10 protein-coding genes are annotated in these 13236 nt (G+C 70.9%); 3 read left to right on the top strand and 7 right to left on the bottom strand.

Going from position 1 to position 13236, the window contains the following annotated elements; all coding sequences use genetic code 11:
• Positions 1 to 3: 3 nt before the first annotated feature.
• From C1C97_RS11940 to C1C97_RS11930, 3 genes are all read right to left on the bottom strand, one after another.
• Positions 4 to 528, bottom strand: coding sequence for an FHA domain-containing protein FhaB/FipA (locus C1C97_RS11940; protein WP_121032053.1), 525 nt, complete (start codon positions 526 to 528; stop codon positions 4 to 6).
• Position 529: 1 nt separating this feature from the next.
• Entirely contained in the window at positions 530 to 1333 is an 804-nt protein-coding gene (locus C1C97_RS11935) for an FhaA domain-containing protein (protein WP_121032051.1), read from the bottom strand.
• Positions 1334 to 1545: 212 nt separating this feature from the next.
• Entirely contained in the window at positions 1546 to 3690 is a 2145-nt protein-coding gene (locus C1C97_RS11930) for an NADPH-dependent 2,4-dienoyl-CoA reductase (RefSeq protein WP_110920350.1), read from the bottom strand.
• A 199-nt stretch (positions 3691 to 3889) separates the two neighbouring features.
• On the opposite strand from C1C97_RS11930, the gene C1C97_RS11925 reads away from it, so the two are divergent.
• The gene (locus tag C1C97_RS11925) at positions 3890 to 4501 is read left to right on the top strand and encodes a Dps family protein (RefSeq protein WP_110920351.1); all 612 of its coding nucleotides are present in this window, start codon (positions 3890 to 3892) and stop codon (positions 4499 to 4501) included.
• A gap of 120 nt (positions 4502 to 4621) precedes the next feature.
• Here the strand turns inward: C1C97_RS11925 and C1C97_RS11920 are convergent, their stop codons facing one another.
• The 4 genes from C1C97_RS11920 to C1C97_RS11905 form a co-directional block, all read right to left on the bottom strand.
• The gene (locus C1C97_RS11920; RefSeq protein ID WP_121032091.1) at positions 4622 to 6247 is read right to left on the bottom strand and encodes an SLC13 family permease; all 1626 of its coding nucleotides are present in this window, start codon (positions 6245 to 6247) and stop codon (positions 4622 to 4624) included.
• 120 nt (positions 6248 to 6367) lie between these two features.
• Positions 6368 to 7564, bottom strand: coding sequence for a phosphoglycerate dehydrogenase (gene serA / locus C1C97_RS11915; RefSeq protein WP_121032050.1), 1197 nt, complete (start codon positions 7562 to 7564; stop codon positions 6368 to 6370).
• Between the two features lie 661 nt (positions 7565 to 8225).
• Positions 8226 to 9341, bottom strand: coding sequence for a glycosyltransferase (locus tag C1C97_RS11910; protein ID WP_121032089.1), 1116 nt, complete (start codon positions 9339 to 9341; stop codon positions 8226 to 8228).
• Between the two features lie 5 nt (positions 9342 to 9346).
• Entirely contained in the window at positions 9347 to 9883 is a 537-nt protein-coding gene (locus C1C97_RS11905) for an LbetaH domain-containing protein (protein ID WP_110920354.1), read from the bottom strand.
• A 556-nt stretch (positions 9884 to 10439) separates the two neighbouring features.
• On the opposite strand from C1C97_RS11905, the gene C1C97_RS11900 reads away from it, so the two are divergent.
• Positions 10440 to 11786 carry a polysaccharide biosynthesis tyrosine autokinase gene (locus C1C97_RS11900; RefSeq protein WP_158591158.1) on the top strand — a complete coding sequence of 449 codons (1347 nt, stop codon included), beginning with the start codon at positions 10440 to 10442 and terminating at the stop codon, positions 11784 to 11786.
• Positions 11787 to 11800: 14 nt separating this feature from the next.
• Positions 11801 to 13210, top strand: a complete 1410-nt coding sequence (locus C1C97_RS11895) for an oligosaccharide repeat unit polymerase (protein WP_121032048.1) — start codon at positions 11801 to 11803, stop codon at positions 13208 to 13210.
• Positions 13211 to 13236 lie beyond the last annotated feature (26 nt).

Below are 13236 nucleotides of genomic sequence, written 5' to 3'. Positions count from 1 at the left end.
GGGTTACGGCCTCAGTTCCATCACGGTGCGGCCCACCCGGAACTGGACGCCCGGTTCCACGGCGGCGGCCCGGGAGAGCTTCTGGCCTTGGACGAACGTGCCGTTGGTGGACCCGAGGTCCTCCAGGAACCAGCGCGAACCCTGGGGGAACAGCCGGGCGTGGCGGCCCGAGGCGTAGTCGTCCTCGAGCGGCACCGTGGCCTCGGTGGAGCGCCCGAGCAGCACGGGGGCCGCCCCGAGCTGGTAGCTGCTGCCGGCCAGCGGTCCCTCGAGCACCACGAGCTGCTGCGGGCGGTGCCGTGAGCCGCCGGTCACGGGGGTGGCCTGCTGCGGCTGCGGCGCGGGCTCGGGGCGACGGCGCTCGGGCTCGTCCGCGGCCACCGCGGCCCGGGTGCGCCCCCGGGACGCGCTGCGGGCCTTGCCGCTCACGGTCAGGTCACGCGCCTGGGACAGGACCACGGCGGCGATGAAGATCCACAGCAGCGCGAGGAAGCCGAAGCGCAGCAGGGTCACGGTCAGTTCGGACACGTCAGCGCCTCTCCTTCGGGACCAGGAGCCGGAAGACCAGCCTGGTGCGTCCCATGGTGATCACGGAGCCGTCCACGAGCTGAGCCCGCCCCTGGATCTTCTGGCCGTCCACGTAGGAGCCGTTGGTGGAGCCGAGGTCCACGGCCAGGAAGTTCTCCCCCTGGCGGCGGATCTCGAGGTGCTTGCGGGAGACTCCCGTGTCCTCCACGGTGATGTCCGCCTGCGCGGAGCGGCCCACGCTCACGCTGTCCGCGTTCAGGGAGAACCGCTCGGATCCCACCTCGATCACCGGCACCCGCGGCAGGGGATCCACCGGCCGGGATGCGGGGGCGGTCTGCGGGGGCGTCCCACGGCGTTGCGCGTGGGGTGCGGGCGCCGGGGGCTGCGGGGCCCGCGCGGACGTTCCGGCATCCGCCGGGGGCTGCGGGGTGCTCGTGCGCTCGAACGAGGACACGATCTCGAACTCGCCGGACTCGAGCTCGGAACGGCGGGTGAAACTCACCCGCACCGCACCCTGGAGCGTGTACGCCTGGGAGCGGGCGTGGCGGATGACCACGTCGCACAGCTCCTCCGCGAGCTGGACGCCCCATTCCTGGGCCCGGGGGAAGTCGTCGTCCGAGAACTCCACCGTGAAGACGTTGGGCGCCATGGTGCGGCCGCCGGAGACGGTGAAGGACTCCTGGTCCAGTTCGCGGCGCAGCGCGCTCGCGATCTCCACGGCCTCCACCCGCTTGCGCGATCCCGCGGTGAAGGCGGTGCGGACCGCCTTCTCGATCCCGTTCTCCAGTCCGGTCCAGAAACCCATCCCGCCTCCTTTCTCGGCCAGCCCGTGGCGGTGCGTTGCGCGCCACCGCAGGGGGAGCGGTGCGGCACGCGGTCGTGGACAGTTCCCTGCATAGTATCCGGCCAGACTGGGCGGGTGGTGACAGCGCCGCCGACGCCGCGTCCCGCAGGTGCAGCACCGGCGGGGGTGCGCCCCGGCGTGCCCACCGGGCGCAGGGCGCGTGCTCCCGGCCGTCACGGCAGGGACGCGGCGAGCTCCACGGCCTCCTTGATGGCGCGCTTGGCGTCCAGCTCCGCGGCCACGTGGGCGCCGCCCACCACGTGCACGGGGCGGTCCGCGGGCAGCTGCGGCACGAGGTCCGCGCGGGGCTCCTGACCGGCGCACAGCACCACGGTGTCCGCGGGCACGAGCAGTTCTACGCGAGCGGGTGCGGTGGCCACCGCCGTGTCCGTGCCGGACGCGGCGGGTGCGCTCCCGGTGCCGTTCGCGCGGTCCGCGCGCGGCGCCGCGGTGCCCGTGGAACGGGTCCCGTCCGCACCCGGGGCGGGCGCGGCCACGTGCGGGTCCGTGTCCGGGACCAGGACGTGGACGCCGTGCTCGTCGATGCGCTGGTACTCCACACCGGTCACGAAGTCCACGTCCGCCATGCGCAGCTCCGCGCGGTGGATCCACCCCGTGGTGGTGCCCAGCCGGGCGCCGGGCTTGCCCGCGGTGCGCTGCAGCACCGTGACACGACGCAGCGGCGCGGCGGGTTCGGGACGCAGCAGGCCGCCGCGGGCCGCGAGGGAGCGGTCCACGCCCCACCCGCGGTAGAAGTCCGATGCGGGGTTGTGGGTGAGGAAGTGGGCGACGTCGAAACCGATGCCGCCGCCGCCGACCACCGCCACCCGCTCGCCCACGGGCGCTCCCGCGAGGACCTCCCGGTAGCCGAGCACGGTGGGTCCGTCCTCGCCCGGGATCCCGGGGACGCGCGGGGTCACGCCGGTGGCGACCACCACCCGGTCGGCGAACTCGAGATCCGCGGCCGTGGCGGTGCGCCCCGTGTGGACGGTGACCCCCAGCTCGGCCAGGCGCGTGCGGAAGTAGCGGATGGTGTGGGCGTAGTCCTCCTTGCCCGGGATGCGCAGGGCCAGCTGGAACTGGCCGCCGATCTCGCCGTGCTCCTCGAAGAGGGTCACACGGTGACCGCGCTGCGCGGCGGCCTCGGCGAACGCGAGACCCGCGGGGCCGGCGCCCACCACGGCGATCCGCTCGGCGGTGCGGGTGGGTCCCAGCACCAGCTCGTCCTCGCGCATAGCCCGCGGGTTGACCAGGCAGGACATCCGCTTGCCGGAGAAGGTGTGGTCCAGGCAGGCCTGGTTGCACGCGATGCACGTGTTGATCTCGTCCGCGCGCTGCGCCCGGGCCTTGGCCACGAACTGTGGATCCGCGAGGAACGGCCGGGCCAGGCACACGAGGTCCGCGTCCCCGCGTTCGATCACGGCCTCCCCGATCTCGGGCGTGTTCATGCGGTTCACCGCGGCCACGGGCACGCTCAGGTGCTCGCGCAGCGCCCGGCTCACCCACGTGAACGCCGCGGGCGGCACGCTCGTGGCGATCGTGGGGATCCGGGCCTCGTGCCAGCCGATGCCCGTGTTGATGATCGACGCCCCCGCGGCCTCGATCTCCCGCCCCAGCTCCAGGACCTGCTCGAACTCCTGGGCGTCCGGCACCAGGTCCAGGGCGGAGAGGCGATACATGACGAGGAAGTCCGGGCCGGTGGCCTCGCGCACGCGGCGCACGATCTCCACCGCGAAGCGCCGGCGGGCGGCGTCGCTCCCGCCCCAGCGGTCCGTGCGCCGGTTCGTGTGCGCCACCAGGAACTCGTTGATCAGGTAGCCCTCGGAGCCCATGATCTCCACGCCGTCGTACCCGGCCTGCTGCGCGAGCGCCGCCGCGCGCGCGAAGTCCTCGACCGTGCGCTGCACGTCCTCGGTGCTGAGCTCCCGCGGGGTCACCCTGTTGATGGGGGCGCGGATGGGCGACGGCGCCACGGCGTCCTCGTGCATCGCGTACCGGCCGCTGTGCATCAGCTGCAGGGCGATCAGTCCGCCCTCCGCGTGGACGGCGTCCGTGACGGTGCGGTGCGGCGGGAGCTGCTCCTCGGCGCTGAGGTGGGCGCCGTCGCGGCGCGCGGCTCCCTCCTCATTGGGGGAGACCCCGCCCGTGACGATCAGACCCGCGCCGCCGCGCACGCGTTCCACGTAGAAGCGCGCGAGCTCGTGCTCACCGCCCGGGACCTCCTCCAGACCGGTGTGCATGGAGCCCATGATCACGCGGTGCGGCAGGGTCAGGGAGCCCACGCGCAGCGGGGACAACAGGTGGGGGTAGGCGCTCATCCGATACTCCAGGTCTCAGGTGTTTCCTCCACCCTAGAACCCGTGAGCTGGATCACCAATCCGGCGCGGGACCAGGACGCAGGCGGGTCCGCGGCGGACCCTGGTGTGTTCGGGGTCCCCTTGTTATTCTGAATTCATCGCAATAAGTCAGGTCGTCGGAGGTTCCGGACCGGAGCCACGGCCCCACCAGGAGGTTGTCATGGCCAAGAAGTCCACCAAGAATGCCGATTTCACCGTTCCGGGTCTGAGCATCGAGCAGGGACACGCGGTCGGGCAGCTGCTGCAGCAGCGGCTGCACGCGCTCAACGACCTGCAGCTGACCCTCAAGCACGCCCACTGGAACGTGGTGGGCCCCAACTTCATCGCCGTGCACGAGATGCTGGACCCCCAGATCGAGGAGGTCCGCGGCTACGTGGACGATCTCGCCGAGCGCATGGCCACCATGGGCGTCTCGCCCACCGGCCTGCCCGGGGCCATCGTGGCCGAGCGCACGTGGGACGACTACAGCGTGGGCCGCGCGCCCGGTGTGGAGCACCTCGCCGCCCTGGACCTCGTGTACGACGGCGTCATCCAGGACCACCGCGAGGCCCTGGCGCGCGTGAGCGACGTGGACCCCATCACCGAGGACATGCTCATCGGCCAGGTCCGGGGCCTGGAACTGTTCCAGTGGTTCATGCGCTCGCACATCGAGTCCGGTTCCGGTGAGCTTCAGAACGCGGGGGTCCGCACCGAGGAGGCCGCCGCGAAGTCCGTGAAGTCCCCGAAGGCGGGCAAGTCCGCCAAGACCGCCCGCGGCGCCAGGAAGAAGTAGTCGCCGCACCGGATGCACGAGGCCCCGGGTCCCGCACCGCGCGGGTGGCCCGGGGCCTCGTGCATGTGGCTCGTGCGTGTGGTGGGACGCGTGCCCGGGGCCTCCCGCCCGCACCCGCCCTCAGTAGGTCAGAGCGAAGACCCACACGCCCAGGGTCATGGTGGTGAGGGTGATCAGCACGAGCGCGATGAGGTTCAGCCCGATCCCACCTTTGATCATCTGGCTCACGGTCACGTAGCCGGAGCCGAAGGCGATGGCGTTGGGCGGGGTGGCCACGGGCAGCATGAACGCGCACGTGGCGGCCAGGGCCACCGGGATGGCCAGCAGCATGGGGTCCACGCCGATGCCCATGGCCACGCCTCCGGCCACGGGCAGGAAGGTGGCGGCGGTGGCGGTGTTGGACGTGAGCTCGGTGAGCAGCAGGATGCCGCCGGCCATCAGGACCACCAGGAGCACCACGGGCAGCCCGCCAAGTCCCTGGGCCTTCTGCCCGATCCACTCGGTCAGACCGGATCCCGAGAACTGCGCGGACAGCGCCAGCCCCCCTCCGAACAGCAGCAGCACACCCCAGGGCAGCTTCACGGCGGACTCCCAGTCCAGCAGCCGCACACCCCGGGCTGCGCCCGCGGGGCACAGGAACAGCAGCAGGCCCACGGTCATGGCGATCCCGGCGTCGGAGATCACGGGCTCCTCGAACAGGACGGGCACCAGGATCCATGCGAGGGCCGCGAGGACGAACAGGGTCAGGACGCGCTTCTCCCCCGAGGACATGGGCCCGAGCTTGTGCAGCTCCTCGCCGATCAGCTCCCTGCCGCCGGGGATCTCGCTGATCTCGGGCTTGAACAGCACCTTGGTGAGCAGCAGCCAGCACAGGGCCAGCAGCACCACGGCCAGGGGCACGCCCACGAGCATCCACTGCCCGAATCCGATCGTGATGTCGTGCGCGTCCGAGAGGTACCCGGCCATGAGCGTGTTGGGCGGGGTGCCGATGATCGTGCCCAGGGATCCGATGGACGCCGCGTACGCGATGCCCAGCATCAGTGCGGTGCCGAAGTTGGACTTGACGATCTCCTCCTTGACCTCGTCGTCCTGGGGGTCCACCTCCGCCGCGGGCTCGGAGGACGGGGTGCCCTGCTGGCCCTCGCCCGAGCCGATCTTGGTCACGAGCAGCAGGACGGACACGCCGATGGGCAGCATCATGACGGCCGTGGCGGTGTTGGACACCCACATGGAGAGGAAGCCGGTGGCCACCATGAACCCGGCGACCATCTGGGAGGGCTTGGTGCCCATGACCTTCACGGTCAGCAGCGCGATGCGCCGGTGCAGGTTCCACCGCTGCATGGCCAGGGCCAGCAGGAACCCGCCCATGAACAGGAAGATGATGTTGTTGCCGTAGGAGGCGCCCACCTTGTCGAACGTGACATCCGTGCCCAGCGTGGGGAACACCACCAGGGGGATCAGAGCGGTGGCGGGCAGTGGCAGCGCCTCGGTCATCCACCACGCGCCCATGAGGACCGCGGTGGCCGCGGTGAGTCTCGCGCCGTGGGGTACGTCCTGCGGCATGAGCGAGTAGACGAGCACGGCGAGGACGAGACCGCCCAGCAGGCCCAGCAGACGGATCCTGCGGGTCCGGGGTTTCTCGGCCTCGGCCCGTTCACCCGGGGACTGGAAGTTCACCTCCTCACCACGGTGCGGATCGGGGTCGAGGCTGCTCAGGTGCGCTCCGGGTACGGCTGGGTGGCTCATGGCGGTCTCCACATCGTCGTGGGGAAGAGGTCCTGCCAGCCTAGGGGAGGACCTGCCGTGCGGCCCGGGCACCGGGCCGTGCGGGCCTGACGTGACAGCGTGTGAAGCGGGCGGACGCGCTCAGGAGACGGTGGCCACCCGGATGGTCTCGGGCAGGTCCTTGATGGCCGCCACGACGTCCGCGGTGACGCCGTTGCCGCAGTCCGTGACCAGGTATCCCATCTGGGCCCTGGTCACCAGCTGCTGCCGGTCCACGTTGATCCCGTGCTCGCCCAGCACGGAGTTCACGCGGGCCAGCACGCCCGGGACGTTGCTGTGGATGTGCAGCAGGCGTGTGCCGTGGATCTCGGGGTCCAGCTGCACCTCCGGGAAGTTCACCGACAGGCTCGTGGTGCCGTAGCGGCAGTAGTCGATCAGCTTCCCGGAGACGAAACCGCCGATGTTCTCCTGCGCCTCCGCCGTGGAGCCGCCCACGTGCGGGGTGAGGATCACGTTGGGCAGCCCCTGCAGCCGCGACTCGAAGGGCTCGCCGGCGGCCTTGGGCTCGGACGGGTACACGTCCAGTCCCGCGCCCGCCAGGTGCCCGGAGACGAGCGCCTCGTGCAGGGCCTCGAGGTCCACCACGTGGCCGCGGGAGAGGTTGAGGAAGATGGAGCGGGGGCGCATCTGCCGGAACTGCTCGCGCCCGAACATGCTGGTGTTGGACTCGCGACCGTCCACGTGCAGGGTCACGGTCTCCACCGTGTTCAGCAGCTGCTCCAGGGAGTCGCACCTGGTGGCGTTGCCCATGGCCAGGCGGTCCACGATGTCGTAGTAGTACACGTCCATGCCGAAGGCCTCGGCCACCACCGAGAGCTGCTTGCCGATGTTGCCGTAGCCCACGATGCCGAGCGTGCGCCCGCGGACCTCGTGGGAGCCCGCGGCGGACTTGTCCCACTCGCCCCGGTGCATCGCGGCGTTCTTGTCCGTGAGGTGGCGGGCCAGGGCGATGATCTCCCCGAGCGCGAGCTCCACCACGGAGCGGGTGTTGGAGAAGGGTGCGTTGAACACGGCCGTGGCGGTGTCCGTGGCGGCGGTGAGATCGATCTGGTTGGTGCCGATGCAGAACGCGCCCACGGCCTGCAGCTGCGGGTGGGCTTCGAGGACCTCGCGGGTGACCTGGGTCTTGGAGCGGATGCCCAGCAGGTCCACGCCCTCCAGCGCCGCGCTGAGCTCCTGCGGGTCCAGTGCGCCCTTGCGGGTCTCCACCTCGAAGCCGCGGCTGCGCAGGGCGTCGGCGGCATCGGCATGAATGTTCTCTAGCAGTAAGGCCTTCACCCGATCATCCTAAGGGGTGGGCTCCGCACCCCGTGGCCTCGTGGCGCCCCACCGCGGACCGCCGCCGACGACGCACCGCGCCTCAGTCGCCGTGCTCCGATCGTGCGCCCACGGGCACCGGGCCGCCGGTGACACCTGGGACCTCACCGACCGTGCTCCGCCCGCGCGCCCGTGGGCACTGGCCGGCTGGTCGATACGGGACCGCCCCGGTCTGCACTCCGCTCGACCGACCGCGGGCACCGGAGGGTGGAACGCGTTCGGCCCCCACCCGGAAGGTGGGGGCCGAACGCGCGGACCGGGCGAAGCGGTGCCCTGCCTCGTGTCAGGTGTTCTCTCGATCAGCCGGCGATCCCGAAGGCCTTGAGGAAGTCGAGCACGATGCCCGCGATGCTGCCGAGGTTCTGGATGATGGGGGAGAAGATGTCCATGATGTGTTTCCTTTGCGCTTGTTGATCAGTGACAGGCACCGGATCACCCCCGAACCGATCAGATCGGTTCCGATCCGGTGGTCACCACGTTACGAAGCCCGAACACCCCGGCGACACCGCCCGACGGCCACATCTGCGCTGGCTGGGTGGACAGTCCGCGCCTGGCCGTCCGGCCAGGACCGGATCCCCCGCACGGGGGACGGCTGCACGCCCGCGCACCGGGTCCCGGGTGCTCAGTCGCGGTAGGCGCTCAGCAGCCGGGAGACCACGGCGTCCATGCCGTACTCGCGGCCAATGGTGTCCCGTGCGGCGCGGCCGGTGCGTTCACGCAGGTCAGGACTGCCCAGTAGCTGACCCAGCGCGTCCTCGAGCGCCCGCTGGGAGTCGTCCACGACCACCCCGGAGCCCGTCCGGCGCACCGTGTCCGCCAAACCGCAGCTGTCCGTAATGACCACGGGCAGTCCGCTGGACATCGCCTCCAGGACCGACATCGGGTAGGGCTCGTCCACGGACGGCAGGACGTAGAGGTCCGAGTTGCGCATCCACTGCGCGGCACCCGCCGAGTCCACCGGGCCCGCCCACGTGAGGCGCTGCCCGAGGCCGGACTCCGCGATCGCCCGGCGCACGGCGTCCCCCTGGCCCTCGTCCGGGCCCACCAGGGTGAAGGTGGCGTGCGGGTACCGGTCCGCGAGGGCACGGGCCGCGGCCACGAACGCGAGCGGCCGCTTGCGCCGCTGCAACCGGGCGAGGAACAGCACGCGGCACGCCTGCCCGGCACGGACCGTGCGCGGCTCAGCACTGACCGGCATGCCGTTGTGCAGCTCCATGAGGTTCACGGGGCCGCGCGCCACCTGCGCCACCTCCTGCTCCTCGCGGGGAGTCAGGTGGAAGATGCGGTGGGCGTCCCGCAGCACCCGGCGGGTCAGCAGGGCGTCGAGCGGGCCCGCAAGGGGATTGTCCGAGGGGTCGATCATGCCGTGGGTCTGCAGCACCGTCCGGGTGCCCGCACGCTGCGCGAGCCACGCGGACGGCAGCGTCAGCAGGTCCCGCGCGGTGTGGACGTGCACCACGTCCGCGCCCGCGGCCGCCCGGCGCACCCACGCGAGCATGGCCGGAGAGGTGAGACCCGCGAAGCCCGCGCCCGGAAGCACGTGGTGCGGCGGGAACAGGGCCGTGCGCACGCCGTCGTGCTCCGTGGGCAGCGGGGTGCCCAGCTCGGAGCCGGTGGCGGCGAGGACGACCTCGTGACCGGCGTCGGCCAGTGCGCGGCACTGGTTCAGGGCCACCGTGGTGGGCCCGCCGTAGGCGTTGGTGCCGGAGACCAGCGCGACGACCTGCAGGATCCGCATGCCGATCACACCCTCGCGGCCGCGGGGGCGAGCACGCGCTCGCCGGCGGGGACGTCACGGGTGACCAGTGCGGTGGCGCCCACCACGGCACCCTCGCCCACGGTCACGCCGCGCAGGACGGTGGCGCGCAGGGCGATCCACGCGCCGTCGGCCACCGTGATGGGGGCGTTGTCGAACTCGAAGGCGGGATCGTCCGCGCGGTGGCTCCCGGTGCACAGCATGGCGCCCTGCGAGATGCACACGTCCGAGCCGATCGTGACGGGCTCCAGGTTCAGCAGCCACGCGCCGACGCCGATCCACGAGTTCTCGCCCACGCTCAGCTTCCAGGGCCAGTGGATCCGCACGTCGTGGCGGATCAAGGTGCCCTCGCCGATCTGCGCCCCGAACGCGCGCAGGATGCGCGTGCGCACGCGCGGGGGGCACAGCACCGAGCGCTGCAGCGGCTCCGCCACGAGCGCCCACGCGGCGCACTGCAGGGTCCCGCGGCCTTTGTCGTAGCCGCGCCCCGTGAAGGTGGCGAGGCGGCGTGTCGTGTGTCCCATGGTCTCCCCTTGTGGTCGAACGGTATGGTGCTCGTGTGCGACGGCCGGGTGCGTGCTCCCCAGCACTCCGCGGCCACCGGCCTCCAAGCTTGGCACACACCCCCGGGGCGGCCCGGGGGAGTTGACCCCACAAGAGGGAACATCCGACGGCCCGCGGAACGTGCCCCGTCAGGGGGCCGGGGTGGCGCCGGGACCCTGTTCGCTGCCCGGGTCGCACGGGCGGTGGGCCGGTGAGTGCGCACGTGGCAGGCGCCCCGGGCCGGGTGACCGGTAGTTGTCGCAGTCATGGGATTTCTCGTGCGATATTCGTGCATTCCCTGCTGGGGCGGGAGTGCGCTGCATCTTTCGCTTCGAAGAAATGGGATTTTTATCCCCCAATGTGGCTACAAAGTTATTCCCGGGAAACTACCGCCGTGTTCATGATGGTGAATTCGGCCGTTAGACTGGCAAACATCTACTGGGGAGAGACGGGTGGGCCGAGGCCGGCCCTTCGCAGTGCTGGGCAGCACTCGGGGGAATGCCGCCGATCCGTCATGACAAGGGGCTGGGAGGACGCATGACGCTGCGAGACTACGTCGATGTAATGAAGAGATGGTGGAAGGTCATTGCCGCGCTGACGCTGGTGGGAGCGCTTGCCGGGGGCCTGCTGTCGCTCGTGCTCCCCGCGAAGTACGTGGCCACGGCCCAGCTCTACGTGTCGATTCCCACGAGTGACTCCGCCACCGAGCTCAACCAGGCGGCCACGTACCTGTCGCGTGAGCTGAAGTCCTACGCCACGGTGGCGACGTCGCCCTACGTCCTCGAGCCCGTCGCCAAGGACACCGGGGTGGGCAAGAGCGTTGCGGACCTCCAGAGCATGCTGGACGTCACCAACCCCACTGCCACCTCCATCATCCAGGTCGATGCCTCCGCGGAAACCCCGGACGAGGCCGAGAAGGTCGCGAACGGCGTCGCCAAGGAACTGACCGAGGGCGTGGGGTCACTGTCCCCGGAGGTCGCGAACAGGGCGGGCGCCGTCAAGGCCACGGTCCTCAGCAAGGCGCAGCGACCGGACAAGGCCAGCGGCATCCCGTCCTGGACCTATCCCCTGATCGGACTGGCCGTGGGTGCCCTGATCGGCGTGGTTCTCGCGTTCATCATGGGAAGTCTCGTCCGCCGCCCCCGCACGGCGGAGGAGCTGCGCAGGATTCCGGGGGCCTCGCTCGTGGCATCCGTGCCGCGGGTCAAGACGCTGAGTGATGCGCGCAGCTTCGAACCCGCCGCGCTCGAGCGGTCCGCGTCCGGGGAGTCGACCCCGCAGATCACCGCGCTGCGGTCGCGACTACAGCAGCGCCACGCCGAGGTGCTGCCGCAGGTGGACGGCTGCGCGGTCCTCACGGTCACGGGTGACCGTTCGGGAGACGGCGCCACCACCGTGGCCCTGGAACTCGCCCGCAGCTTCGTGGGACTCGGCAGCCGGGTGGCGCTCGTGGACGCCCACCTCGCGGACCGCGGGATGACCGAGCTGCTGGCGCAGCAGACCCATCTCGGGATCTGCGACCTCGTGGAGCACCGTGCTCCGGCGAACCAGAGCACCGTGCAGCTCGAACAGGGGCTGACGTTCCTTCCGGCGGGGTCCCCGACCTCCCGTTCCAGCGACCTGGTGTGCTCCGAGCCCATGGTGGCGCTGATCCAGGAGCTGCGCGCCGAGTTCGACGTGGTGATCCTCGACTGCTCGCCGCTGGGTGAATCCGCGGACGCGGTGGTGCTCGGCGAGCTCTCGGACGAGATCCTGCTGGTCACGGTGCCCGGCGGTGTGTCCTCGGACCGGCTGCAGACCGCGGTCGAAGGATTCCGCGGCGCTCCCGTGTCCATCGTGGCCAACAAGGTGCGGTCTTCGCGCGGTCGTTCCGGACTGGTCTGAGAACGGTGGACGCGATGAATCCCGTCGCGAGCGCCGTCGTCCTGCTGACGGCCTCCACGGTGGTGGGCGTGCTGGCTCTCATCCACATCCGCACGCGTCAGGTGGACGGGCTGAACCTGCGGCTGTGGATGGTGCTCAACTTCCTCCTGGCCAACGTCCTCTCGGGGTTCGCCCATGTCCTGGGCTGGTCCAAGGACCGCGGTTTCTACGAGGTGCTCACGGGGGATCCCGTGGGCTCGACCTCGGGGCTGACCGCGGCCGCGTGGGCCACGTTCCTGGGCAGCTGCGCCCTGTGGGCGGGTCTCGTGGTCCCGCGGCCGCACCTCTTCCCGGCACGCGGCGGTTCCTGTGACGTGCCCCGCCGGCCGTTGGATCCCGAGAACCTGTACTCGTTCGCGGCGGCCCACCGGGTGGGCGTCGGGGGAGTGGCCCTCGTGCTCGCCGGGGCCGGTGCGTTCGGTCTGCTGAAGGTCATGGGCGCGACCACCGACCAGACCGGCGGTCGCATCATCGCGGTGGACGGCGGCAATGCACGCTACGCCTTCCTGGCCGGCTGGTTGCCGTGGGCCGTGACCCTCCTGATCCTGGTCCTGGCCTCCCGCAAACGCGCACCGGGTCCCGCGGTGTGGAACATGGTCCTCTTGACGGCAGGTCTCGCAACACTGGCCGTCAGCGCGACGTGGAACGGGGGGCGGGCCGAGATCGCGTACGTGGCCTTCCCGCTGTTGGCTCTCATGCTTCCTCGGATCAACATCCTGCGATGGCCACTGATGGTGGTCGGGGGTGTCGCGCTGGTCGGATTCATCATCCTGACCACCTCGCAGCGAGTGGGCGCCACCACGGATCCCTGGTCCTTCGTCGACTGGCAGTGGGGGAGATTCTCCATGGCGGCCTGGGCATCCAACCACACCGCGCTCCACGGTTCCCTTCACGGTGAGACCGTGTGGAGCGCGCTGATCAGTGTTCCCCTGGCGCTCCTGCACTTCGCGGGCCTGGGCGCGGAGAATCCATTCAGGTCCATGGTCGAGGTTTCCGGCTACGACCTGCTCGGCGGCGAGGACCAGATCTACGTGGTCCCGGGATTCAGCTCCGAGATGATGCTGAACTTCGGGTTGATCGGAGTGGTCGGGGGATACTTTCTCCTGGGGATGTTCTCGGCCGCCGTCTCGGATGCCTACAGCCGCAGTCGCAGCGAGACCAACAGGGTGCTCCTGGCCACCATCGGGTCCACCCTGGTGTTCCAGGGCATCGTGGGCCAGCTGGAATCGTTCGAGGTCTTCGTGACGCTGTCGATCCTGCCGTTGTGGGCGCTCTGGATCGCGGAACGCGTCTTCCGCCGTTCCCACGACACGGGCCAGCCCCTGGAACCGGAGTCCCCGCAGACCGTCCGGGCACCGTGGCAGGGGCGGTCGCTGCACCACTGAGCTCCATCACACCGTGCGGCAGGCAG

The sequence above is a fragment of the Kocuria tytonis genome, assembly GCF_003226895.2.
Taxonomy (GTDB): Bacteria; Actinomycetota; Actinomycetes; order Actinomycetales; family Micrococcaceae; genus Kocuria; species Kocuria tytonis.
Note: the sequence above shows the minus strand (reverse complement) of the source record. Positions and strands in the feature narration are given on the sequence as shown.